Below are 25,793 nucleotides of genomic sequence, written 5' to 3'. Positions count from 1 at the left end.
AAAATCCCAGCCATTGGCTGGGATTTTTGTTTGTGCGTTATTCGCTATCGCTCGGCTCTTCTGAAACCTCTGAGCTTCCACCCATTTCAATTTCAATTCGAGTTACGCGCTGCAAACCTCGCGGTAGCAAGCTGCCTCGACGTCCGCGTTCACCACGGAAGTTCTCAAGATCAGCAGGTTTCAAACCTAACTTTCGCTTACCTGCATAAAGTGTAAGAGACGCACCTTGTGGCAGAGCCATCAAGTGAGAAAGCACCTCTTCACGTTCTTTCGCCTTCGCTGCTGGGATGTTGATGATCTTGTTACCCTTACCTTTCGCTAATTGCGGTAGGTCTTTGATTGGGAACAACAGCATACGACCTTGATTCGTAATAGCTAGAATTTCATCTGAATCCAAGTCTGCAATCGTCTTTGGTGTCATCACCTCAGAGTTTGCAGGTAGAGTCACCAATGCTTTACCGCTGCGGTTCTTAGATAGCAAATCTGAGCCTTTACATACAAAGCCGTAACCAGCATCAGAACCCACCAGCCATAGCTGATCTTCTTCACCCATGATCACTTGGCGAATATTGCTGCCTGCGGTGATATTCAAACGACCTGTAATTGGCTCGCCTTGACTTCTTGCAGACGGTAATGAATGCGACTCAAGTGAGTAGCTTCGACCATCACTGCCAAAGAACACCGCTTGCTGGTTACTCTTACCACGCGCATGTGCTAAGTATTGGTCACCAGACTTGTAGCTCAAGCCTTCAGCATCCACATCGTGACCTTTCGCGTGACGAATCCAACCTTTCTCAGAAAGCACAACCGTGATTGGCTCACTTGGTACTAGGTCGCGTTCAGTCAATGCTTTTGCTTCTGCACGTTCAACCATTGGAGAACGGCGGTCATCACCATATTTCTCTGCGTCTGCTTTGATTTCTTTCTTCAGTAGTGTGTTCAGACGACGCTCAGAGCCTAGTAGCTGTTCTAGCTTCTCACGTTCTTTCTCTAGCTCGTCTTGCTCACCACGGATCTTCATCTCTTCTAGTTTTGCTAGATGACGAAGTTTGGTATCTAGAATTGCATCCGCTTGGATATCGGTAATGCCAAAGCGTTCCATCAGCACTGCTTTTGGATCGTCTTCAGTACGAATGATCTCAATCACTTCATCTAGGTTTAGGTAAGCAACCAACAAACCTTCCAAGATGTGTAGACGAGCCATTACTTTGTCTAGGCGATGTTGTAGACGGCGACGTACAGTCGTACGACGGAACTCGATCCACTCAGACAGAATTTGTACCAGGCCTTTAACTTGAGGACGGTTATCCAAACCAATCATGTTCAAGTTAACGCGGTAGCTGCGCTCAAGATCCGTAGAAGCGAACAAGTGGTTCATCAACAGATCGCAATCAACGCGGTTTGACTTCGGAACCACAACGATACGCGTCGGGTTCTCGTGATCCGATTCATCACGAAGATCGTCAACCATTGGCAGCTTCTTAGCACGCATTTGGTTAGCGATTTGCTCAAGTAATTTTGCACCTGATACTTGGTGTGGCAGAGAAGTGATCACGATATCTGAACCTTCTTTGTGCCATACCGCGCGCATCTTGATGCTGCCACGACCGTTGCGGTAAATCTTCTCAATATCTGCTTGTGGCGAGATGATTTCCGCTTCTGTTGGGTAATCCGGACCTTTAACGAACTGCATCACATCTGGCAGTTCCGCCTTCGGGTTGTCGATCAAATGAATGGTCGCATCCGCCACTTCACGAACGTTGTGAGGTGGAATATCCGTCGCCATACCAACCGCGATACCGGTTACACCGTTTAGCAGAATATGAGGCAGACGTGCTGGCAACATTTGTGGCTCTTTCATCGTGCCATCAAAGTTAGGTTGCCATTCAACTGTACCCTGACCTAATTCGCCTAACAGTACTTCGGCAAACTTAGACAGTTTTGCTTCGGTATAACGCATTGCTGCGAATGATTTCGGGTCATCTGGCGCACCCCAGTTACCTTGACCGTCAACCAATGGGTAACGGTAAGAGAATGGCTGCGCCATCAATACCATCGCTTCGTAACATGCAGAGTCACCGTGCGGGTGGTATTTACCCAACACGTCACCAACGGTACGTGCGGATTTTTTGTATTTTGCTGATGCCGAAAGACCAAGCTCCGACATTGCGTAAATGATGCGTCGTTGAACCGGTTTCAGACCATCGCCAATGTATGGCAATGCGCGGTCCATGATCACGTACATCGAGTAGTTCAGATAAGCGTCTTCGGTGAACTTGCGCATTGGCAACTGTTCAACGCCATCGTAAGTAATTTCTGTAGACATCCGTTAAACCTCTGCCATATCGCCGTTGTTTTGCAGCCAAGAACGACGATCATCTGCTCGTTTCTTACCAAGCAGCATGTCCATCATTTCCATGGTCGCCGCCGAGTCATCGATGGTTAGCTGAACCAAGCGACGCGTATTTGGATCCATGGTCGTTTCGCGCAACTGAAGTGGGTTCATCTCACCCAAACCTTTGAATCGTTGCACGTTGATTTTGGCTTTCTTCTTAGACAAGCGCTCTAATACACCATCTTTTTCGTCATCGTCTAAGGCATAGAATACTTCTTTGCCACAGTCGATACGGTATAGAGGCGGCATCGCGACGTAGATATGACCAGCTTCAACCAGCGCACGGAAGTGACGAGTGAACAGCGCGCATAACAGCGTTGCGATGTGCAAACCGTCCGAGTCCGCATCGGCAAGGATACAGATTTTACCGTAACGAAGGCTGTCTAGGTTGTCGCTGTCTGGGTCAATGCCCAGAGCAACTGAGATATCGTGCACTTCTTGAGATGCAAGCACTTGGTCTGCAGAGACTTCCCACGTGTTTAGGATCTTACCGCGCAGTGGCATTACCGCTTGGAACTCACGATCACGTGCTTGTTTAGCAGAACCGCCCGCCGAGTCACCCTCCACGAAGAAGATTTCGGTGCGGTTGAGGTCTTGCACAGAACAGTCTGTCAGTTTGCCTGGTAGAGCAGGACCTGATGCAACCTTCTTACGCACAACCTTTTTACTAGCACGCATACGGCGGTGGGCATTCGCTATACACACTTCCGCTAACTGCTCAGCCAGTTGTGGCTTTTCGTTCAACCATAGGCTGAATGCATCTTTTACTACACCAGAGACAAAGGCAGCCGTTTGACGAGAAGACAAACGCTCTTTGGTTTGACCGGCAAATTGCGGGTCTTGGATCTTGACTGACAGGACGTAAGAACAGCGGTCGAAAACGTCATCACCAGTTAGCTTCACACCACGAGGTAACAAATTGCGGAATTCACAGAACTCACGCATCGCATCAAGCAAACCTTGGCGTAGACCGTTAACGTGTGTACCACCTTGAGCGGTAGGGATAAGGTTCACGTAACTTTCCGTGATCATCTCGCCGCCTTCCGGCTGCCAGATTACCGCCCAGTTTGCCGCTTCAGTTTCTGCTGAGAACTCACCAGTAAATGGTTCTTCAGGTAGAACTGGATAACCTTTCACACCTTCCGCTAGATAGTCTTTAAGACCATCTTCGTAGTGCCATTTGTAGTCTTTGTTGTTTACTTTATCGGTAAACGTAATCTCTAGACCCGGGCAAAGTACTGCTTTCGCACGTAGGTTGTTCACCAGACGCGTAACAGAGAAGTTTGCGGAATCAAAGTACTTTGCATCTGGCCAGAAATGCACGCTGGTACCACGGTTACGACGACCGCATGTCCCTGTGACAGTTAGGTCAGAAACCTTGTCACCATGCTCGAAAGCAATCTCATAAATTTGACCGTCACGACGAACCGTCACTTCAACACGCTTTGATAGCGCGTTTACTACAGAGATACCTACACCATGCAAACCACCAGAGAATTGATAGTTCTTGTTGGAGAATTTACCACCCGCATGAAGCTTACATAGGATCAGCTCAACGCCTGATACCTTTTCTTCTGGGTGTATATCAACAGGCATGCCTCGACCATCATCGATCACTTCTAGTGATTGGTCAGCATGTAGGATGACTTGTACTTTTGAGGCATGTCCGGCAAGCGCTTCATCGACACTGTTATCGATAACTTCTTGGCCCAAGTGGTTTGGGCGCGCTGTATCCGTATACATCCCTGGTCGGCGACGTACTGGCTCTAAGCCATTCAGTACTTCAATGGCACCAGCATTATATTGTTCAGTCATAATACGGAATTGTTCTCAAAGTTTACTTGTAACCCGAGCCTCGCATTCACGCGAGCTGTACTCGAGAAACGAAAAAGCTACCCCGTCTGCACATTTATCTAAAGATAAAGAAGATGCATAACAAAGTAGTCAGGGCTTAAATACCCTTAAGATCTTTTTGGCAAAACATAGTCGGAAAGCATATCGACTATGTCAAGAAACAGTTGGATATATCAATAAAAACTATGAGCCTATTCCAATCCGTCTCTTTAGTATTACAGTTTTAAGAATTCAATGATTTGAGCAGGATAACGCTCAAAGCCTACAAAACTGTGATCACCGCCCTCTTCTACCGTTTGCGTCGCGTGTGCGAACTTTTCTACGGCTTGGCGATAGTCTAAAACCTCATCTTCGGTTTGTTGTAAAAGCCAAAAGGATTGAGGCGACGCGATGCTTTGTACATCAAGAGCTTTTAGCTCGTCAATATGACAAGCTTCAAGTGTATAGGTTTCATGCGTGTAGGGGTTAGTTTGCTCCCCTAAATAGTCCACCAGCAACTCATACGGCTTTACCGCGGGGTTAACAACCACTGCTCTAAAACCAAACTTATCGTTGAGCCAAGTAGACATGTATCCACCCAATGAGCTACCCACCAAACCGATGTTGTAGTCATCTTTGTATTGCTCAATGATATCGAGCAAGCATTGTGCAGCAAGTTGAGGGAAGCATGGTAACTGAGGCACGATGACTTTTATATCTGGACGCTGCTGCTCACAATACTCTTTCATCAAGTTCGCTTTCATCGAAAGCGGTGAGCTGTTAAAACCGTGAATATAAAGCAGCAAAGAAGATTGGCTCATGGTTGCCTCATGTAAAAAAGTAAGCCCGAACATAAAGTTCGGGCATGGTAATGATTAGTAACCGCTTGAGGTAAAATCTGGCTGGAATTGACCATCTGGTAAACGGTTAACCTGTGTCGAGATGTCACCGTTACTATGTAGTTCTAATTCCCGCCAGCCTGGAGACTGTGTATCTAATGCAAAGTCATCAGAGTTCGGCTTGAATTGTACACACGTTGAAGGCGTTGCCATCACACGAATACCTTTGTGAATAATGTTCATATCCTGATGAACATGACCACAGAGAATACCCTTCACATTGTCAAATCGGTCTACGACCTGCCAAAACGCCTCTGCGTCTTTCAGCGTGTGTTGATCTAGCCAAGCACTGCCCACTAAAAGTGGATGATGATGCAAAAGCACCAACGTATGTCGCTGCGGATTTTCTGCGAGCTTTTCTTCAAGCAAAGTCAGTTGTTGATCGCTTAATCGCCCATGAGGAACGCCAACCACTTGTGAATCCAGCAGAATTACCTGCCAATGGTCACCCAGCTTTAGGTGTTCAACAGCTTGAATTTGAGGGGATGGTAGCACACTACCCATGTTTGGCTTGTAGTCGTGGTTGCCCGGAAGCCAAAAACAATCTTTTTTCAGCGGCGAGATACCCTCAGCAAAACGCTGATATGACTCTGCACTATGATCTTGTGAAATGTCGCCTGTAGCCAAGATGTATTCAAATGGCACTTGACGATGAAGAATCTCTTTTACCACGGCTGCAAAGCTGTCGGCGGTTCTTACGCTCAGCAAACTGCCCTCATCTGCCTCAAACAGATGAGTATCCGTGATTTGTAATAGCTTTATGCTGTCACTAGATGGTTGCAAAATGAAAACCTGATTCGTCCACTATATAGTTTTTTGTTATTTTTCCTTAGTGACGTGACAATCAATTGAAGGCAAGCGGCGTTCTACTAATGCCACTTCGTAAACAGAATGTCAGCCATTCACCAAGAAACGTATTAAGCTGATGCTTTTCATCTTTCTGCATCAACTGGTCGTTGGGATAATCATATTTAGCTTTAATGCGAGAAAACTCTCCGCTTGAGCATACTTCAGCTACTCTCGCATCGTGATAAAGCCTGACAGACATCGTCGGTAAAGGAAACACTGGTGTTTCATCACTCTGACATATCTCAACAACTGTGGTGTATTTTGTGATTTCATTCACGGTCAGTTGATAAACCATATTCGCCGCCTGATAACAGCGTACGTCACCAACTTCGGCAGAGGCAGGCAGCAAAGCGTTCAACTTCGCATAGTTGGTCTCATAAGTTCTCATAAGACCTGCTAAGTCGACATGGTATCTTTGCTTTTCAGCTACTTGCGCCATTACTTACTCTCCACCATAGGGGATTTACCCCATTGTGATGTCAATTCTTGATGATTTAACTGCAACCATTGAAGCGCAATGATTGAAGCACCATTTTCAAATTTGCCATCTTTCACCCACTGATACGCAGTTTCACGGCTCATTACATGGACTCGAATATCTTCATTCTCATAGTCTAAACCATGAATGCCATGCGCTTTAGATGCATCGACTTCACCAATGAACACATCAAGCTTCTCTGAGCAGCCGCCCGAAGAGGGATAATAAGAGGTAACCGAAGCAACACGTCCTACTTGAATGCCCGCTTCCTCTTCTGCTTCTCGACGAATCACAGCTTCTGCTGATTCATCTCGATCAATCATGCCAGCAACAATTTCGAACTGCCATGGGTGCGAATGCTCTAATGCTCCAACGCGGATCTGTTCGATGATCACGACTTGGTCAGTCACGGGGTCATACGGGAGCATGGCTGCAGCATGACCACGTTCGAACATTTCTCGTTCGACAATCCCACTCCAGCCACCGGCGAATAATCTATGCTTAAAACGGTATTTCACCATTTTAAAGAAGCCTTTAAATACGGTTTCTTTTGAGATTATTTCCACATCTTGGGGAGTAAAATCATTCTGTTGCTTGTCACACTGTTGCATTCAACACCTCTCTGAGTGAATCTTGTAGTTTACTCATTGTTATTCGCTTGCTCAAAGGACTTGGCTCAACTTTTTGTACAATAGTTATAAATTATTTTAAGCAATTCTCATTTATTTATTGCACAACTGGATAATTACGTGTAAAAAAGTGCAATGTTTCGAGTAAATATCGTCCAAATTGAGTTAAACTACTGAGAATTAACCAATCTATAGACCGCGGGAATAGAAAATGAAAAAACTGCTTCCACTATTTATCAGTGCAGCGCTAGGCAGTATGAGTACATCTGCATGGGCAGACTCTCTTGCTGAAATCTATGACTTAGCAAAACAAAATGATCCTCAATTGCTCAGTGTAGCAGCGCAGCGTGATCAAGCTTTTGAAGCAATCAACTCTAGCCGCAGTGCCCTACTACCACAGATCAACTTGACAGCAGGCTACGACATCACTCGTGGCGACAGAGATCTAGATGCAGGCGGAAAAACGTCTACTGACGAAAATGTACTGTCAGCAGGTGTTGGTTTTACACAAGAGCTATACAACCGTGCATCTTGGATCACGCTTGATACCGCAGAGAAAACAGCTCGTCGTGCCGACGCAAACTATGCCGCAACACAACAAGGTTTGATCCTTCGAGTTTCTCAAGCGTACTTCGAAGTGCTACGTGCACAAGACAACCTAGTGTTCGTTCGTGCAGAAAAAGCAGCGGTTGGTCGCCAACTAGAGCAAACTAAACAACGTTTTGAAGTTGGTTTGTCAGCAATCACTGACGTACACGATGCGCAAGCACAATACGATGCTGTACTTGCAGACGAAGTATTGGCGGAAAACTCGCTAATCAACAGCTACGAATCGCTACGTGAGATTACAGGTCAAGAGCACAAGAACCTAAACGTTCTAGATACAGCTCGCTTCTCTGCAAGCCGCTCTTCTGAAGCTGCTGAAACATTGATTGAAGAAGCGAAGACAACCAACCTAAGTCTATTATCTGCACGTATCGGACAAGACATCGCGCGCGATAACATCTCACTAGCAAGCTCTGGTCACCTGCCAACGCTTTCGCTAGACGGTGGCTACAACTACGCAGATACATCTGAAAGTGTTACAGATAACACGACTGACGGTTTCAAAGTCGGTGTTAACTTAGCAGTTCCTCTATACACTGGTGGTCGTACAACGTCTGAAGTGAAACAAGCAGAATACGGCTATGTATCAGCAAGCGAAGAGCTGGAAAAAGAATACCGTAGTGTTGTGAAAGAAGTGCGTGCACAAAACAACAACATCAACGCTTCTATCGGCGCACTAAAAGCGTACGAACAGTCTGTAGTGTCAGCGCAATCTGCACTAGAAGCGACAGAAGCCGGTTTCGATGTAGGTACTCGTACTATCGTTGACGTATTAGACGCAACTCGCCGTCTATACGATGCAAACAAGAACTTGTCAGACGCACGTTACAACTACATTCTTGCTGGTCTTCAGCTACGCCAAGCGGTAGGTACACTGAGCGAGCAAGATATCCTAGATGTTGATGCAGGTCTTAAGCCAGCAAAATAAATGTCTCATGTATACCCAGCTTAGTTCAGCGAGAATGACTTGGGTATAATGCATAAAACGCCAGTTGAGCTTTCAACTGGCGTTTTTTTATTGCGAGCTATTTTGCTAAGCATTACATTCCAAAAAACAATTACGATCAAAAAAGGTCGCCCATAGAGCGACCTTTTCTTTAAGAATCGAAAGCAAGGAAGGCTTAGCCTTTACCGCCTTTGATGGCATTGATGATTTCGCTAGTTGAGCAACCATCTTCAAAGTTCAGCACGCGAACCTCACCGCCTGCGGCAATCACTTCTTTACCACCAGCGATCTCTTCAGGCTTGTAATCACCACCTTTCACTAACAAGCTTGGTAGTACTTCCGAAATAAGGCGTTGAGGCGTGTCTTCGCTGAAAGGCACAACCCAATCAACAGCACCTAAACCAGCTAACACAGCCATACGACGATCGGTTGGGTTTACTGGACGACCAGGACCTTTTAGACGTTTTACCGAATCATCCGTGTTTACCGCAACAATCAAGCGATCACCGAGTTCTGCGGCGTGGTTTAAGTAAGACACGTGACCAGCGTGTAAGATATCGAAACAACCATTAGTCATCACAACCTTCTCACCTTTCGCTCGTGCTTTCTTCACGGCTTCAATCAGAGCTTGCTCTGAAATCACACCGTAATCTGTATCTTGGCTACCGTGAATGGCTTCTGCCAGCTCAATTTCAGAAAGCGTTGAGGTACCCAATTTACCAACCACAACACCTGCCGCTGCATTGGCTAGAGCACAAGCTTCTTCAAATGATTTGCCTGCGGCAACAGAAGCCGCCAATACAGAGATCACCGTATCGCCCGCACCAGTTACGTCATAGACTTCTTTTGCTTGAGTCGGTAGATGGAATGGTTCCTGACCACGGCGGATCAGCGTCATACCATTTTCACTGCGCGTTACCAATAGAGCTTCAAACTCGAACTCTTCTACTAGTGCTAACGCTTTTTCTACCAGCTCTTGCTCTGACTTCACCTTACCAACAACATCTTCAAACTCTTTCATGTTTGGTGTCAGTAGCGTTGCACCACGGTAGCGTTCGAAGTCTGCGCCTTTCGGGTCGATGAAGACTGGGATATTCGCAGCACGTGCTTTCTGGATGTAAGCCTGTACATGCTCTAACGAACCTTTCGCGTAATCAGACATGATCACAGCTTTCACGCTTGGCAAAGCAGTTTCCATACGAGATAACACAGGTTCAGCATCGGTGTTTTCGAACTTGTCTTCAAAATCCAGACGAATCAATTGCTGACCACGGCTCATCACACGTAGCTTAGTGATGGTTGGGTAATCAGGCAGCGCGACGAAATCGCATTTTACTTTTAGCGAGTTCAGCGTTTCAGTCAGAACTTTCGCTGGCTCATCCATCCCCGTTAGACCAACAATGTGAGCGTGACCGCCAAGTGAAGCAATATTCATTGCCACGTTCGCAGCACCACCCGGACGCTCTTCATTATTTTCTACTTTCACAACAGGTACTGGCGCTTCAGGAGAGATACGTCCAGTCGGGCCATACCAGTAACGATCTAGCATGACATCGCCGATGATAAGCACACCAGCGCTGTTGTAATCAGGTAGAATTGGTTTCATTATTGGTCTCCAAAAATTAAATCGTGGTGAGTTTAACACAGCCTTTTTCTAGGCTGAACCTTGTGCACTACTTCTGCTTAGGCAAACCATTGATTCCATGCTTGCTTCACCCACTCTCGCTCCGCAATAAATTTCTCTTCTGCCACATCGGCATCTAAGTTAAGCAAGTTTCGACGATGAGTTTCATCGCGCATTGATGTGTATGCGCGTGTCAGTTGCATCGCTTGATCTTCTTCCATGACACCTTGTGCGATTAGAGTTTCAAAAATACGTACATTATCGCACCAGCGAATGAGCTTAGGCTTACTGTGACTGTAGTTGAGCACAAGGTATTGAGCGAGAAATTCGATATCGGTAATGCCGCCATTATCTTGCTTAAGCATAAAACGACCGGACTTTTTCCCGCCAAGATGGTCACGCATTTTCTCACGCATATCGACCACTTCTTTCTTTAACGTGTCTTGGTCACGCGGTTTACACAACACATCATGGCGAGTGTTATGGAAGGCGATCGCCAAAGGCTCATCACCATAAATCATACGAGCACGCACAAGAGCTTGATGCTCCCACGTCCAGGCATCTTTATGTTGATAATCATCAAATGCATCTGTTGGGCTGACTAATAAGCCTGAAGCGCCAGATGGGCGTAAGCGAGTATCCACTTCGTACAGAATGCCTGATGCTGTACGAGTTGAGAAAATATGGATGATGCGCTGCGCTAAACGAAGATAGAACTGGCGACCATCGATTTCTTTTTTACCATCGGTATAAACGTTAACTGGGCAATCGTGCATGAACACAATATCAAGGTCTGAGTTATAACCCAGTTCCCAGCCGCCGACTTTCCCGTAACCAATCACGGCGAAGCCTTTGCCTTCACGATCTTTCACATGCGTTGGCTCGCCATACTTTTCCGACACTTGCAGCCACGCTTGGTTCACTACCGCTTCAACGATCGCTTCCGCCAAATACGTTAAGTGGTCACTCACTTTCATGACGGGCAATACACCTGCAATGTCTGCCGCTGCAATACGTAAGATACAGATTTGCTTAAACTGGCGCAGCGCTTCCATCTGCTGCTCCATATCATCCTCTGGGATGCGGGCAAGGAAATCACGTAGCTCTGTTCGGTAGCTATCAAGTGGAATTGGGTTGTACAGATGTTGAGGGTCTATCAATTCATCAAGGAGAATTGGGTAACGCGATAACTGCTCTGAAATCATAGGACTGGCGGTACATAAACGAACCAGTTGTACCAAGGCTGCCGGATGTTCATCCAACAATTCAAGATACGTTGTACGAGTACAGATGTTGTGCAGCAAGTGCAAAACACGTGGCAAGCCGAATTGCGCATCTGGGTGGGCAAATACCGCATCAAAGACTTTAGGCATCAACTTAGTCAGCACTTCACGACCACGCGGTCCAAGTGTTTTCTTTGCCAAGTCCGCTTTGAACTGCATGATGGTTTTTGCTAACTCTTGTGAATTTTCAGCTTTAATGTCCTCTTGTAGAACGTGTTCAAGCACATCTTGCTTGGTCGCCATGTCCCACAATTCGTGAAAATGACGAGCCACCGCTTCTGTTTCATCTTCTTCGTCATCACCGATTAAGCTTTCAAACACCTTGTGGACATTTGCCATGTGTTGTTGGGTTTGAGCAATGAGCGTATCCCAAGATTCAAAACGCATCGCCGTAGCAAGTTTCAATTGCTCATCTTCACAATCCGGCAAGGTTTGCGTTTGCTTGTCTGCCATGGCTTGCAACAGGTTTTCTAGCTGGCGCAGATATTTATAGGCAGCTTCAAGATTATCAACCTCTGATTGAGTCAGCTGACCTAGCTCACCAATGGCATTCAAAGTTTCTAGTAAACCACGACCACGTAAAGAAGGTTCACGACCACCACGAATTAACTGGAACACTTGAGCGATAAACTCAATCTCGCGAATGCCGCCAGCACCCAGTTTAATGTTGTTACTCAAACCGCGACGGCGCACTTCACTGCTGATCATTGATTTCATGCGGCGCAGGGATTGAATCGCGCTGAAGTCGATATAACGGCGGAAAACAAACGGACGCAGCATCTGGCGCAACTCTTGATATTGCGGATACATTTCACTGCCCATCACACGCGCTTTGATCATCGCGTAACGTTCCCAATCTCTTCCTTGTTCTTGGTAGTAATCCTCTAGTGCCGCATAGCTCATTACCAACGGACCACTCTCACCAAACGGACGCAAACGCATATCTACACGGTAACAGAAGCCGTCAAAGGTTTGTTGGTCGAGCGCTTTAATGATGCGCTGCCCTAAACGGGTAAAGAATTGCGCATTAGCAATGCTGCGGCGCGCGCCTTGTGTCTCACCGTTTTCTGGATAAGTAAAAATCAGATCGATATCAGAAGAGAAGTTCAGCTCGCCGCCACCAAGTTTACCCATGCCGATGATCAGCATAGGCTGCGCTTCACCTTCGGCATTGGTTGGCGTGCCCCACTCATTACAGCAAATCTTGTATTGCCATTGATAAGTTTCGAAGATCATCGCTTCAGCCAGTTGAGACAAATGACAAAGCGATTCTTCTAACGTCCAAGTATGGGTGAAGTCTTTCCACGCAATGTAAACCATTTCGCGGTTACGGAACTGACGCAGCACACGATGCCCAGCCATCTCATCTTGGCATCCAGCCAATAGCTCTGCTAGACGAGCACGATACGCTTGTTGTCGACTGCTTTCTGCCAGCATGTTTGGCAAGTCTTGCGCGAGTTTCTCATCACGGTGAATCGCTTCGGTAATGAACTTACTTAGACCAGACACAAAACGAAACTGTTCGGCAATCTCGGTAGACCATTGTTGAAAGTATCCCGCTTGCTCAGCATTTTGAACCGCGGAATCCGCGACAGAAATCAGTGACGAAGGCAGCTGCATTTTTCTTCCTTGTTTGAAAAGCACTGTGGTTTGAGAGGTATACACTCTTTTATACCAGAGTTGACATAAATAAAAACGCCCACAAAAGGTTTGTGGGCGTTTTATCAAAGCTTACAGAAACTAGACTTCGAAAGATTTAATCTTCTTATCTAGCTCTTCGGCGTTGCTTTGCATCATCTCAGAGGTTTCCAATAGCTCAGTCACGACCACAACTGAAGCTTCAACAAGCTCACGAACGTTGGTTAAGTTTTGACTCATTTCCTCTGCAACGCTGCTTTGTTGGCCTGACGCCGTTGCGATTTGGAAGTTCATGTCGTTAATCTGCGTCACCTGCCCAACAATGCCGTCCAACTCGCTACCAGCATTTGATACCAGCTCTACCCCTTCTGCTGCTTCAACAACACTTTTCTCCATCAATTCCACTGCTGAGGTGGCACTTGATTGAAGCTGAGTAATCATCTCTTGGATTTCAACGGTTGCTTGCTGAGTGCGTTGTGCAAGGTTACGAACTTCATCTGCAACGACAGCAAAGCCGCGACCAGCTTCACCAGCTCGCGCCGCTTCAATTGCCGCATTCAGTGCAAGCAAGTTAGTTTGCTCAGAAATACCTTGAATGGTGCCAACGACACTGCCAATTGCGTCAACACGCTCTTCTACTTGGTTAACGGCACTTGCCGAAGACGCGATATCGGAAGACAGTTCACTCATCTTAGAGACCGTTTTCTGCAAGAACTGCTGACCAGTCACGGCTTGCGTTGATGCCTGCTCGGTCAATGAAGATGCCGTCTGCGCATGATCCGCAACCGTTTGAACTGTCGATGACATCTCACTCATTGCGGTAGCAAGTTGATCGATCTCATTAAACTCTTCTTGTGCCGACTCTTTCGTTTCCGACATACTCAATGTCATCACTTCGGTCAACGTTGCAAGCTCATCAGATGCGTTGATCTGCATTTGGATGACATCATGCAACTGACGACGGGTTTTCTCTAGCTCACGCGCTACGTCACCGTATTCGTCTTTACAATCCATACCAAATGGCACAGAAAGGTTTTTGCTTGCCATTAACTTGATTGCATCGTTCAAGTATTGTGTTTGTCGTAGCATGACACGAGCTGCTGCAAGCAGTAACACCACAAACACCACAATCAACAATGCAGTTTGCCAAGCCACTTGTGTTAAGTAGGCTTCATAGTGCTGTTGGGCAACTTGTTCATTTTGCGTTGCTGCAAGTAATGAGTTATAGAAGGTACTTGCGTCCCACAATTGCTTTGCCACAATCAAGATGGTGCTGAATACCATCAACATGACCATTTTCGGAACGAGCTTGATGTCGGATATCACCCTTTCCCACGGCTTAAATGCCAGCTTTTCCATTGTCAGTTCTCCACCGAGTCTTATATAGTCTTTGTATTACTTATAGTTATGCGCGCGATTGGCTCTGGTTGCGCGATTTATTTCGAGCTTCGTATGAAAAACTATGATATCAAAGACAGCACCAAACCGATGGGGTTGCTATCACTAATATTGTCCTTTATGGCGCTATTTGTGATCTCAGGCCTGTTGTTTTTCCCACTTGATCACGAAACCCGTCAAGTTCTTATCGGTCTGGATTTTATAATCTGTAGTATTTTTCTACTGCAGCTCATCGTAGATTTGATCCGAGCCACAGATCGTTGGTCATTTCTCAAGCATCACTGGATTGATTTTGTGGCGAGCATCCCAATGATTGAGCCTTTGCGCTTCGCTCGCTTATTTCACATCCTGCGTGTCATTCTGGTCTTACGCTCTTCAAAGTTCATTCTTTTCCAGCTCAAGCAAAACCGCCGTGAAACTACATTAGCGTCTATTCTGCTGTTAATGGTGGTTCTCATCACTCTTGGTTCTAGCGCCATGTTGTTTATTGAAGGGCAAAACCCTGAAGCCAATATTCAAACAGGAACAGACGCTTTGTGGTGGGCATTTGTCACTATTTCGACCGTTGGCTACGGCGACCACTATCCAGTCACGACAGGAGGCAAGCTGCTTGCCGTACTGATCATCATTTGTGGTGTCGGCATCTTCGGTATGATTTCAGGTTTGATCACGTCGATCCTAACCGCACCGACCAGACAACAGGACAATCGTTCTAAGAATAAAGAGAAGCTCTTGGAGCAAGTATTAGAAAGGCAGGAGCAGATCTTAAATCGACTGCAGTCCATCGAAGATGAACTACAAGAGCAAAAACAACAGACAAAAAAATAGGACCAGAGGGTCCTATTTTTTGCTCTTATTCTTGCCAGTATGGCTCGACTTCAACACTAATTGCACGAGTCTGATCCATGGCATGCAGGATGGAACGTTCTTGGCGGTGCAGCCAGCGCTCTAACTGCTCTTGTTCTTCCCCTTCTAACATGCCAATTAATGGCAGAAGGTGATTAAGCATAAGCAGGTCGTCGATACCATGCACTAGGTCTGCCCATGGTAAACGGAAGGTATTGCGCTCTTCTGCATCGTACAAGCTCGCAAAACCAATACCGGTGTACAAGTTACGTAAAAGACGGTATCGCTGATCCACGTACTCTTGAGCCGAGAGTTCTCGCTCTGCGGGGAAAGCTTCCATCAGCTCAGCCCAAGTGCGATCCAACTGCTTCACTGAGAAAGGTTGAATGTTGCTCGACATCTTTTCGCGCGCTTTATCATCCAAAAACGGCTGCCAACCACGCGTCAGAATCCAACGGCTCAAATCCAATAACAAACCGGTGTAACGTGCAGAGCTTAATAGCTCTAACACCGCTTCGCGGCTTGGCAACTCGCCCAGTTGTTGTGTCAGCTCAGAAACAAGGAACTTACGCGCATCAAGTTTGCGCAGCACGTTGCCTTTATCATCTAGCAGCTCTTCTAAGTGAGCGTGTTCATCTAACCATTCAAGCTCTTCTTCTAGCCACTTCATTTCTTGGCGAAGAATTGCACTTGCTCGACGCGGCACCATGCTGCCAAAGATAGTAAATGTCTGGCGGATAAAGCGAATCGCATTAACGATTTCACGTAATGCTTCAACGCAATCACGCTCAGTGTAGATTTGCTCATGGTAATGCCAGTGCGATAGCGCATGCTCTAGCGAATTAATCAGGCAGTACTCGACTGTGTCGTTTTTCGTGCTGTCCACTAATGCTAGTGGTTTGACTTCATCACCAGCGTAACCACTGGCTAAGCGATAGCCTTTCGCAGCTTTACTCAGGTTACCAAGGCGCATACCACCTGCCTCACACAAACTGCGAGCAAGGGTAAACAAAGCGTCTGTCTGACCCGATTTCAGCTCTAATTCAACTTCACAGATAGGATCTTGCTTCTCTTCTCCATCCGTACCTTGAGCAATCACAGCTCCTTGGTCGAACGCAACTTCGATTTGGCTACCATCAGGCATCCCAATCAACCATTGTTCACGAGTAAAGTTGGTAGAAAAGAGCGGCGTCAGTTCCGCTTGTAGCGTAGCGACATCTTTGCCAGAAGGCCAGATATCAGAAGGATGAAGCGTGAGGTCCGGCTCATTACTGGTGTGCTCAGCATTGTATTCTGGTCTTTGATGAAGGCCTGCAACAACGCGTCCTGCTGTTTTTACAGTCTGGACAAAAACATCATCAAAACGGCGAATTCTTAAACCAATGTCGTGCTTTCTTAACCATTTATCAGCGGTATCAAAGTAGGTGTTACCCAAATCACGACTACTGTGCTGAAGTACTTTTGTTTCGGAAATTTTAGCTCTTAAAGTCTCTGAAAATTCAGGAGAAACAAAAAACTTCAGTTCTATCTCGGTTTCCATAGCTATACCTTTCAAAGCAGATAGAAACAGGATATTGCCTAATTTCTCACACGGCAAGAAAGAAATATCACCCGAATGATGATCTAAAACAGTTTTAATGAGCGATTTAATGCGTTAACATGCGCGCCTTTATAGCCATCGTTCAACATTTCGCCAAGAAATGGTGTATGTTTTTTTAAGGTTATAGTTATTAGGTTGAATGACCATGCCAGTAAATACAATTATGGGGTTATTTGCAAAGTCCCCAATTAAGCCTTTGCAGCGCCACGTTGTGTGTGTCAACGAATGTTGTTCACACCTGGTTAAGTTCTTTGAAGTATCTTCAAAGGGTGACTGGGAAAAAGCAGCTGAAATCCGTGCTCAAATTTCTCACCTAGAGAAAGAAGCGGACGTGCTAAAACGTGAAATCCGTCTAAAACTGCCTCGCGGTTTGTTTATGCCAGTCGATCGTACTGACATGCTTGAGCTTCTAACTCAACAAGACAAACTTGCTAACCTGGCAAAAGACATTGCTGGCCGTGTATATGGTCGTCAACTTGTCATTCCTGAGGCTCTCCAACCAAACTTCCTCGCATACGTTCAACGTTGTCTTGATGCGGCTGATCAGGCGCAAAAAGTAATTAACGAACTTGATGAACTTCTAGAGACCGGCTTCAAAGGCCGTGAAGTAACGCTCGTTGCTGAAATGATTCATCAATTGGACGTGATTGAAGATGATACCGATGCAATGCAGATTGAACTTCGCCAACAACTGATGGTGATTGAATCTGACATGAACCCTATCGATGTCATGTTCTTGTACAAGATTCTTGAATGGGTAGGTGGTATTGCCGACCAAGCGCAGCGCGTAGGTGCTCGTTTGGAAGTCATGCTATCTCGATCTTAAAACATAAGTTAACGACATAACGAAGAGCATTATTCACGCGTGTCAGATAGACGATGACAAAATTCACCGTCTTATGGGCTGACGCGCGCAAAATTTTGCTCCGCTTGTTATAAAACAACTAGGTATTACGATGGATATCCTTGCGAACTACGGCACTGTCCTGATTATTGTTGCAGCGATTTTTGGTTTCATGATGGCGATTGGTATTGGCGCGAACGACGTTGCTAATGCTATGGGTACATCTGTTGGCTCAAAAGCGCTAACCGTAAAACAAGCAATCATCATTGCGATGATCTTTGAATTTGCGGGTGCATACCTTGCAGGCGGTGAAGTAACCGACACTATCCGTAAAGGTGTTATCGAAACATCTCTATTTGCTAGCCAACCTGATATTCTTGTCTACGGCATGATGTCAGCGCTTCTTGCGGCTGGTACTTGGCTTCTACTTGCTTCTTACATGGGCTGGCCAGTATCGACTACTCACTCTATCATCGGTGCAATCATCGGTTTTGCGTGTGTGTCTGTAGGTACTGAAGCAGTTGATTGGAGCAGTGTACAAGGGATTGTCGGTAGCTGGATTATTACTCCGGTTATCTCAGGCTTCTTTGCTTACGTCATTTTTGTCAGCGCACAGCGTCTGATCTTTGATACTGAGAACCCACTATTCAACGCAAAACGTTTCGTTCCGGTTTACATGTTCATCACGACGATGGTGATTGCACTTGTAACTATCAAGAAAGGTCTGAAACACGTAGGTCTACACCTTAGCAACGGTGAAGCATGGATGTGGGCAGCAGTCGTATCTGCAGCAGTAATGGCTGGCGGTTACTTCTACATTCAGAAGAAATTTGCTAACCGTGAAGAAGACCGCAGCTTTGCTGGCGTAGAAGGTATCTTCAGCGTACTAATGGTTATCACAGCGTGTGCTATGGCATTCGCTCACGGTTCAAACGACGTAGCTAACGCGATCGGTCCACTGTCTGCAGTTGTATCAACTGTTGAGCACATGGGTGAAATCACAACGAAGAGCTCAATCGCATGGTGGATTCTTCCTCTAGGTGGTTTTGGTATCGTTGTTGGTCTAGCAACACTAGGTCACAAAGTAATGGCAACAGTTGGTACTGGTATCACTGAACTAACACCAAGCCGTGGCTTTGCTGCTCAGCTAGCAACAGCATGTACAGTAGTTCTAGCGTCAGGTACAGGTCTACCTATCTCTACAACGCAAACACTGGTTGGTGCGGTTCTAGGTGTAGGTTTCGCTCGTGGTATTGCAGCCCTTAACTTAGGCGTAGTTCGTAACATCGTTGCATCTTGGATCGTTACACTACCTGCAGGTGCACTACTAGCAGTCGTATTCTTCTACGGCATCCAAGCGATGTTCTCATAACACTGCTTTAGCGCGAAGCGCTGGGTCAATACAATGTAAACGCTTTGTCATTATTGACTCAAACGCACAGAAAGGGAGGCTTTGCCTCCCTTCTTTGTTGCACCCAAGTTTGAAACTGCATAATATTCGTCTATTTCCGGCTCCAATAATTCGGTGCCAAAGCTGTATCCAAGAAAATCGTTAAGGGATTTACTGTGAAAAAACTAATCATCACGGTTTTGTTTACTTTGCTAGCAGCGCCAGCGGCACTAGCGGCAGACCGTTATATTTCTGATGACCTATTCACTTTCATGCACTCTGGTCCAAACAACACTTACCGTATCATGGGTAGTGTTAACGCAGGCTCTAAAGTACAACTTCTTCAAACAAACAAAGACACGGGTTACACCCAAATCCGTGATGCACGCGGTCGTACTGGCTGGGTTCAAAGCAAGTTTGTAACTAACCAAGAGAGCATGGCAATCCGCCTTCCTCGCGTTGAGAAAGAACTGAAAGAAGTGAAAGAGCAACTGGCAAACGCACGCCAGAACTCAGACACAGAAAAAGCGGGTCTAGTAACGTCACTAGAAACACGCAACCAACAAATTTCTGATCTAGAGAAGAAATACTCTGAAATCAGCGACCAGCTTACTTCTGTTGAAACAGAAAACCGCGAACTTCGCGCCAAACTAGACACACAAAAAGACGACATGTTACTGAAGTACTTTACTTACGGTGGTGGTGTTGCAGGTCTAGGTCTACTGTTTGGTTTGATTCTTCCTCATATCATCCCACGTAGAAAGAAATCACCAGCAGGTTGGGCGTAATCACCTTACTCTGAATCGGTAAAAGAAAAGCCAGTCGAACTCGACTGGCTTTTTTGTTTTGTCTGTTTAGTCCTGAATGACACAGAGAAAGAAACGATAGGATGCCTCTAGCCTTTCCATTCATACAAAGCAGGGATACGGATCTGCTCGCCTTGGAATTCGACAATGACCGCTTGAGGTTGGATCTCTTTTAAGGTCACTTGCCCATCGACAACATCGCCTTGGTGGTACTCAACATTGTTAATTTTCACCCAACGTCGCTTTACATCACTTGAGTACATGTGAGTTTGTAAGTTAAGAGCAGGCAAACGACCATGCCATTGTTGAGCTTCTCGCTCTAAATCGTCAACAGACGAGCTATCGTTTGTCGATGGCTGGTCATCGTTCGCAAGCGCGTTCTCTACTTTCAAAGCAAGGTCAGGCGACAATGAGGACAAATCAAGATCATCTAAAGACAAACCAAGGTCATCACCACTTCGCATTGTAGGGCTTGTTTTTACTGTTTTCTGAGGCTCGTTGAGTAGCTCTTGCTCACCAGGAACGGCGTCATTACTCGCATACTCTTCACCAATAAAGGTACCAATGTCCTGTGAGAGCTCTGCTGTTGGCCATTCACGCTGAAGCTGCGCCAATTGGGGCTCTTCAGGATAACTCAAGCTTTCAAAGTTAGTCGTAGATTTAAGCTCGACCAATGCATTGGTTGCTTGTGCTTGTATCTCTGTTGCCGCTGGAGCTATGCCCTCTTGAGCAAATAAGTCCAAATACCAAGCAGCACCGACTGCCGTAATGCTTACCGGCAATAAAAAGAGCCCCACATGCTTCATGACTGACATTATGCGCCCTCCTCTTTAATCTGTTTCAAGGCAGGAGCATCAGTTTGCACGCTCTGCTGTAAGCGCTCTAAAGTTCTTTGGCCGGCAATACCATCAACGCCAATGCCCTGCCAACGCTGGAACAATTCCACTCGCTCTTTTAATGCAGCATCAAAGATGTCCGTGCCTAATGGCTGTTCATTCACCGCTTGAGCGAGAAGGGTATCCAATACTTCAATTGCTGGACCTTCCATATCTAAACGTAGGGTCTCTCTCAGAGGAGCTTGCCACAATTCAATGACATTGCCCTGCCACAATGGTTTAAGCCATGAAACAGGCAATCGCAAACGTTGGCTACCATTAAGGACTTCCACCTTGTCATTTCCAATCGCGTACAACAAGACGTAACCCACTTGCCCTTGGTAATTCAGCTCTAAGATGACAGGGCGATTTTGTTGCACTAACAACGGCCACGTTGCCATTTTACGCTCACAACGCATGGTTGATTGCGGTTCAGACAAACACAAGTTATCACGAACAGAGGCACGATAGCCCCACAGCTTGTACAGTTCATTAACTGCCAAGTTCGATTGCGTCTGCTCTAAGAGCATATTGCGTTGTTCACTGGTGAGTTGCTCGTTCATCTCTGCGATTACAGGTTGCGATGTCGTCTGAGCAACTTGAATGGGGTTAGATTGGATACTGGTACTAACTTGAGATGGCATTTTCTGCATCACTGCCCAACCAATACCTACCGCGGCAAACACGCCAATCGCAGCAGAGCCCCAAGTAGGCCATTCAAAGCTACGACGGACAGGCTGGTCTTGCTGGTAAATTTCGGCTTGGAACTGCATCACCTCTTCACAAGCCTGATGTACTGTTTGCTTATCAACCACAACATTACCTTTGTGGTAACTCAGGTTTAACGACTTATCACAAATCAGGTTAATCAAGCGTGGGATGCCGTGACTGTACTTAGCAATCAATTTGGTCGAGCTACGGTCAAACAACTGTTTATCACCACCAGCAGTATGCAGGCGGAAAGTAATATAGTCCGCAGTCTCTTTCTCATCGAGTGGTAGCAGGTGATATCGACCAGTAATCCGTTGAGCAAGTTGACGCAATTGAGTGGTTTGCAGCAAGCGTTGCAGCTCTGGCTGACCAACTAACAGCACTTTGAGGAGCTTTCTGGTATCCGTTTCTAAGTTGGTTAATAAGCGAAGCTGTTCAAGCACATCAGCGGCTAAGTGCTGAGCCTCATCAATCACCAATAAGGTCGTCCAGCCCATTTTATGATTGCGCAATAAGTAATCATGAATCGCTTGGTTAAGCTGCTTGAGGCTCGCTTCTTCAGGGTAGGTGACTTTGAACTCGTCACAAATGGCTTCAAGTAAATCGCGGCTTGAGAAGGTCGGATTAAGGATCAAGCCCGCTTTCGTATTCTCATCCAAGTTTGCCAGCATGGCTTTAGCAACCGTGGTTTTACCTGTCCCTACTTCACCGGTTAGCATGGCAAAACCACCACCATCGCCTAACCCCGCCTGCAGATGCGTAATCGCCTCTTTATGACGTTGACTCAGATACAGATAACGCGAGTTTGGAACTATGGAAAATGGCAGTTCAACAAACCCGAAAAAGTCCTTATACATTAGGATCTCCAGCTAAAACCCACCCTCAATCAAATCGGGTATTTCCTTATTAGACTTAAACAAAGCGCTAAGTTCTTTTAGAAGTAAAGAAAAGTACCATTGCTTGCTACAATGTCCAACGTCAGATCGATAAATTAAGAGGTAATCCGTGCAAGTTTATTTAGTTGGTGGAGCAGTTCGAGATCATTTGCTTGGAATAGACAGCTACGACAAAGACTGGGTTGTAGTTGGAGCAACGCCGGAAATCATGCTTAGCCAAGGCTATACTGCAGTTGGAAAAGATTTCCCTGTGTTCTTACACCCTAAGAGCAAAGAAGAACATGCCCTTGCACGAACCGAAAGAAAATCTGGCGCAGGCTACACTGGCTTTGATTGCTTTTTCGATCAAAGTGTCACATTAGAAGACGATCTGATCCGTCGTGACCTCACTATCAATGCGATGGCAATGGATAATGACGGCAAGTTGTACGACCCCCATGGTGGCCAGCAAGACCTGCAAGCTAAAGTGCTGCGCCATGTTTCGAATGCCTTTATCGAAGATCCACTGCGTGTTTTGCGTGTCGCACGCTTTGCAGCAAAGTTAGCCCATTTAGGCTTTAGTGTCGCAGAAGAAACCATGCTGCTGATGCGCAATATAGCAGAATCAGGAGAACTGAGCACGCTGACACCAGAACGCGTTTGGCAAGAATGGCACAAATCATTGTCCACTGCTCGACCTGACGTATTCTTATCAGTGCTTAGAGATTGCGGTGCATTAGCGGTTGTCTTGCCTGAAATTGATGCGTTGTTTGGGGTCCCTCAACCAGAGAAGTGGCACCCGGAGATTGATACTGGTATCCACACCTTAATGGTGGCTGAGCAAGCAGCAAAACTCAGTGATTCACTGCCAGTTCGATTTGCTGCACAAGTGCATGATTTGGGTAAAGGCATCACGCCTGAAAAGGAATGGCCGAGCCATAAGATGCATTGTCATACCGGTTTGAAGCTAATCAAAAAACTGTGCGTTCGTGTACGCGTACCTAATGAGTTCCGCGACTTAGCATTAATGGTGTGCGAACAGCACTCCAATATTCATCGAGCGGCTGAGCTTAAACCTCAAACCGTCATCAAAATTCTCAATAAGTTTGATGTTTGGCGTAAATCCGAACGCTTGCAAGATATCTTAATTTGCTGCCAAGCCGATCACGCAGGTCGTAAAGGATTAGAACTGCAACCCTACCCGCAAGCAGAATTGTTTATGCAAGCCTATAAAGCGGCGGCATCAGTCGATGTGCAAGCCATTATTAAAGACGGTTTTCAAGGACCCGCTATTCGTGATGAACAAGAGAAGCGCCGTGTAGAAGCGGTTAGAATTGCATTAGGCAAATAAGTCCGGCAAAGCAGGTAGACAGACAAAAACGCCCGCAATTAAAAGCGGGCGTTTTTATTTCAGTTTTAGCTGCTCAACTTAAGCCGTTAGCAAGAAGGCGAATAAACCGAAACCTAGAATCAGACGGTAAATCACAAATGGCGTCATACCCATACGTGAAATCATCTTCAAGAAGAAGTGGATACAAATGTACGCACTGATAAAGGAAGTCACAATACCGGTTAGCAGGAAGCCAACGTGTACAGGCTCGCCACTTGTTACCAGTTTCAAGCCTAGGTAACCACCAGCCAAGGTGATGATTGGAATCGACATCAGAAACGAGAAACGCGCCGCAGCTTCACGAGTAAAGCCAAGGTACAAAGCCGCAGTAATCGTGGCACCAGAACGAGAAGTGCCAGGGATCATAGCAAGCGCCTGAGCGATACCAATAAATAGCGCTTTCTTCCAACCCGTTTGGTATTCATCGGCAACCAGTTTTGCATTCTTGTCTACCCACCAAAGTAGCAGACCAAAAATGATGGTCGTCGTTGCAATTACATAGGCACTGCGCAAATAGATCTCAATGATGTCTTTCATCAACAAACCAAATACACATGCAGGAATCGTAGCCAGCACGATCATCCATGCTAATTTGGCTTCTTTACTGCGATCACCCTTAAAGATAGAAGCAAATAGCGCTTGGAATAGCGTGATGACTTCTTGTCGGAAGTAAATCACAACGGCCATTAACGTACCAACGTGAACAGCAACATCAAATGCCAGACCTTGGTCTTCCCAACCAAGAATGGCAGAAGGCAGGATCAAATGGGCAGAGCTGGAAATTGGCAAAAACTCTGTCAGACCCTGAATCAGAGCCAAAATAAAGGCTTCAAAGTAACTCATGTAAACAACTCAAAATTAAAGTGAAAAAGAAACTGGTTTGAGTGAATCGACTGGCTGCATCGCCTGCCAAATATCTGCGATTGTTCTTCCATCGCCGGGGATCACCAATTGAGGTTCGAGATCATACAGGGGCTTTGTTACAAAAGGATATTTGTAGATATCACTGCGAGGTAGCTCAGGTTTTTGTGGCGAAATGCATTCACCGAACAAGACTATATCGAGATCTAAGGTTCGATCCTGATACTTTTGCGCGTTTTCTTCGCGCCCCCACTGAAATTCAATCTCGCGTAAGTGGTGACTCAACTCTTCGAGTGATAGCTTCGTGGAGAAACTAATCACGAAGTTGTAGAAGTTTTGACTACTAAAGCCGATTGGCTCGCATTCATATATCGGAGAAACACACAGATCGCAGCCTAGCTTTTGCAACTCTTGATAAGCTACTCGCGCGTGCTGCTCTCTTTCTATATTGGTGCCTACTCCGATATACGTTTTGATCATGCCTGACCTCGCTCAATCACAACGCCAACTGCGCGTGCTTGAGGCACCGCACCAGGCTTCGCCAAACGAATTTTCACCCAAGGTACAGAGAAACGTTGCATGATAAGTTCTGCAACTTCTTCTGCGACACGCTCAACCAACAAGAAACGACCATTTTCGATGTGATTCAACACCGCTTCACTCACTTGTGAGTAATCCAACGCATCTTGAACATCATCACTCTTACCCGCAGGTTTGTTGTCGTGTGCCATTTCGATATCCAGAACCAGCTTTTGCTTGATTTGCTGTTCCCAATCGTAAACGCCGATGGTGGTGATTACTTCTAACTGTTCAATAAAAACTTTATCCAGAGCCATCTTATGTCCTTCTTTTACAGAGGTCGGATACCCGATTTGGGCAAATTGATCGTACTATTCTATACCCAAGCAACCTACTATGACCTTTCACTCTGTAAATTGGCTGAAAAAGTCGCTTGGGTATAAACTGCGAAGACTCTTTATATACAAGAAATCCCATAATGCAAGCTCTATCGCAGAG

At 46.1% G+C, this 25,793-nt stretch carries 21 protein-coding genes; 6 read left to right on the top strand and 15 right to left on the bottom strand.

What is annotated here, in order from left to right:
• Positions 1-37: 37 nt before the first annotated feature.
• The 6 genes from parC to nudF form a co-directional block, all read right to left on the bottom strand.
• Complete coding sequence (gene parC, locus NL647_RS15740) at positions 38-2,326, bottom strand: DNA topoisomerase IV subunit A (protein ID WP_005447746.1); 2,289 nt, start codon at positions 2,324-2,326, stop codon at positions 38-40.
• 3 nt (positions 2,327-2,329) lie between these two features.
• Entirely contained in the window at positions 2,330-4,210 is a 1,881-nt protein-coding gene (gene parE / locus NL647_RS15735; protein ID WP_005447744.1) for a DNA topoisomerase IV subunit B, read from the bottom strand.
• 254 nt (positions 4,211-4,464) lie between these two features.
• Positions 4,465-5,049, bottom strand: a complete 585-nt coding sequence (gene yqiA, locus NL647_RS15730; RefSeq protein ID WP_222325820.1) for an esterase YqiA — start codon at positions 5,047-5,049, stop codon at positions 4,465-4,467.
• Positions 5,050-5,103: 54 nt separating this feature from the next.
• Positions 5,104-5,910 carry a 3',5'-cyclic-AMP phosphodiesterase gene (gene cpdA / locus NL647_RS15725; protein WP_009697596.1) on the bottom strand — a complete coding sequence of 269 codons (807 nt, stop codon included), beginning with the start codon at positions 5,908-5,910 and terminating at the stop codon, positions 5,104-5,106.
• Positions 5,911-5,971: 61 nt separating this feature from the next.
• Entirely contained in the window at positions 5,972-6,415 is a 444-nt protein-coding gene (locus tag NL647_RS15720) for a DUF1249 family protein (protein ID WP_005395930.1), read from the bottom strand.
• On the bottom strand, positions 6,415-7,065 hold the full coding sequence (nudF, locus tag NL647_RS15715) for an ADP-ribose diphosphatase (protein ID WP_005450390.1): 651 nt from the start codon (positions 7,063-7,065) through the stop codon (positions 6,415-6,417). Before nudF ends, NL647_RS15720 begins: the two co-directional genes overlap by 1 nt.
• Positions 7,066-7,294: 229 nt before the next feature.
• On the opposite strand from nudF, the gene tolC reads away from it, so the two are divergent.
• Positions 7,295-8,617, top strand: a complete 1,323-nt coding sequence (gene tolC, locus NL647_RS15710; RefSeq protein WP_005450392.1) for an outer membrane channel protein TolC — start codon at positions 7,295-7,297, stop codon at positions 8,615-8,617.
• Between the two features lie 193 nt (positions 8,618-8,810).
• Here tolC and hldE read toward each other — a convergent pair whose 3' ends face one another.
• From hldE to NL647_RS15695, 3 genes are all read right to left on the bottom strand, one after another.
• A complete protein-coding gene (hldE, locus tag NL647_RS15705; protein WP_005450394.1) occupies positions 8,811-10,241 on the bottom strand; it encodes a bifunctional D-glycero-beta-D-manno-heptose-7-phosphate kinase/D-glycero-beta-D-manno-heptose 1-phosphate adenylyltransferase HldE in 1,431 nt (476 codons plus the stop codon).
• Between the two features lie 77 nt (positions 10,242-10,318).
• The gene (gene glnE / locus NL647_RS15700; RefSeq protein WP_253650381.1) at positions 10,319-13,162 is read right to left on the bottom strand and encodes a bifunctional [glutamate--ammonia ligase]-adenylyl-L-tyrosine phosphorylase/[glutamate--ammonia-ligase] adenylyltransferase; all 2,844 of its coding nucleotides are present in this window, start codon (positions 13,160-13,162) and stop codon (positions 10,319-10,321) included.
• A gap of 120 nt (positions 13,163-13,282) precedes the next feature.
• Entirely contained in the window at positions 13,283-14,539 is a 1,257-nt protein-coding gene (locus tag NL647_RS15695) for a methyl-accepting chemotaxis protein (RefSeq protein ID WP_005450397.1), read from the bottom strand.
• A 48-nt stretch (positions 14,540-14,587) separates the two neighbouring features.
• Here NL647_RS15695 and NL647_RS15690 point away from each other — a divergent pair, with 48 nt between their 5' ends.
• Positions 14,588-15,406, top strand: a complete 819-nt coding sequence (locus NL647_RS15690; protein WP_005450400.1) for an ion transporter — start codon at positions 14,588-14,590, stop codon at positions 15,404-15,406.
• 25 nt (positions 15,407-15,431) lie between these two features.
• Here the strand turns inward: NL647_RS15690 and NL647_RS15685 are convergent, their stop codons facing one another.
• Positions 15,432-16,964, bottom strand: a complete 1,533-nt coding sequence (locus tag NL647_RS15685; protein WP_009697592.1) for an inorganic triphosphatase — start codon at positions 16,962-16,964, stop codon at positions 15,432-15,434.
• 205 nt (positions 16,965-17,169) lie between these two features.
• Here NL647_RS15685 and NL647_RS15680 point away from each other — a divergent pair, with 205 nt between their 5' ends.
• From NL647_RS15680 to NL647_RS15670, 3 genes are all read left to right on the top strand, one after another.
• A complete protein-coding gene (locus tag NL647_RS15680; RefSeq protein WP_005450406.1) occupies positions 17,170-17,850 on the top strand; it encodes a TIGR00153 family protein in 681 nt (226 codons plus the stop codon).
• 130 nt (positions 17,851-17,980) lie between these two features.
• Positions 17,981-19,240 carry an inorganic phosphate transporter gene (locus NL647_RS15675; protein WP_005450407.1) on the top strand — a complete coding sequence of 420 codons (1,260 nt, stop codon included), beginning with the start codon at positions 17,981-17,983 and terminating at the stop codon, positions 19,238-19,240.
• Between the two features lie 194 nt (positions 19,241-19,434).
• A complete protein-coding gene (locus NL647_RS15670; RefSeq protein ID WP_005450408.1) occupies positions 19,435-20,046 on the top strand; it encodes a TIGR04211 family SH3 domain-containing protein in 612 nt (203 codons plus the stop codon).
• A 107-nt stretch (positions 20,047-20,153) separates the two neighbouring features.
• Here the strand turns inward: NL647_RS15670 and NL647_RS15665 are convergent, their stop codons facing one another.
• Together NL647_RS15665 and NL647_RS15660 are read right to left on the bottom strand one after the other, a co-directional pair.
• Positions 20,154-20,879: a general secretion pathway protein GspB gene (locus NL647_RS15665; RefSeq protein ID WP_009697591.1), complete on the bottom strand. Its 726-nt coding sequence runs from the start codon at positions 20,877-20,879 to the stop codon at positions 20,154-20,156.
• Entirely contained in the window at positions 20,879-22,507 is a 1,629-nt protein-coding gene (locus NL647_RS15660) for an ExeA family protein (RefSeq protein ID WP_253650380.1), read from the bottom strand. The genes NL647_RS15665 and NL647_RS15660 overlap by 1 nt, the downstream gene beginning before the upstream one ends.
• A gap of 148 nt (positions 22,508-22,655) precedes the next feature.
• Between NL647_RS15660 and NL647_RS15655 the strand changes: the two genes are divergently transcribed.
• Positions 22,656-23,876 (top strand): multifunctional CCA addition/repair protein, encoded by a 1,221-nt coding sequence (locus NL647_RS15655; protein ID WP_253650379.1) that lies wholly within the window; start codon positions 22,656-22,658, stop codon positions 23,874-23,876.
• A 78-nt stretch (positions 23,877-23,954) separates the two neighbouring features.
• Here NL647_RS15655 and NL647_RS15650 read toward each other — a convergent pair whose 3' ends face one another.
• From NL647_RS15650 to folB, 3 genes are read right to left on the bottom strand one after another with little or no spacing between them, the layout of a single operon-like run.
• Positions 23,955-24,758, bottom strand: coding sequence for an undecaprenyl-diphosphate phosphatase (locus tag NL647_RS15650; RefSeq protein ID WP_009697588.1), 804 nt, complete (start codon positions 24,756-24,758; stop codon positions 23,955-23,957).
• Positions 24,759-24,773: 15 nt separating this feature from the next.
• A complete protein-coding gene (gene folK / locus NL647_RS15645) occupies positions 24,774-25,256 on the bottom strand; it encodes a 2-amino-4-hydroxy-6-hydroxymethyldihydropteridine diphosphokinase (RefSeq protein WP_005450416.1) in 483 nt (160 codons plus the stop codon).
• The gene (folB, locus tag NL647_RS15640; RefSeq protein ID WP_005436044.1) at positions 25,253-25,612 is read right to left on the bottom strand and encodes a bifunctional dihydroneopterin aldolase/7,8-dihydroneopterin epimerase; all 360 of its coding nucleotides are present in this window, start codon (positions 25,610-25,612) and stop codon (positions 25,253-25,255) included. The genes folK and folB overlap by 4 nt, the downstream gene beginning before the upstream one ends.
• Positions 25,613-25,793: the final 181 nt, after the last annotated feature.

It is taken from the genome of Vibrio sp. Y29_XK_CS5 (assembly GCF_024181835.1).
Classification (GTDB): Bacteria; Pseudomonadota; Gammaproteobacteria; order Enterobacterales; family Vibrionaceae; genus Vibrio; species Vibrio harveyi.
Note: the sequence above shows the minus strand (reverse complement) of the source record. Positions and strands in the feature narration are given on the sequence as shown.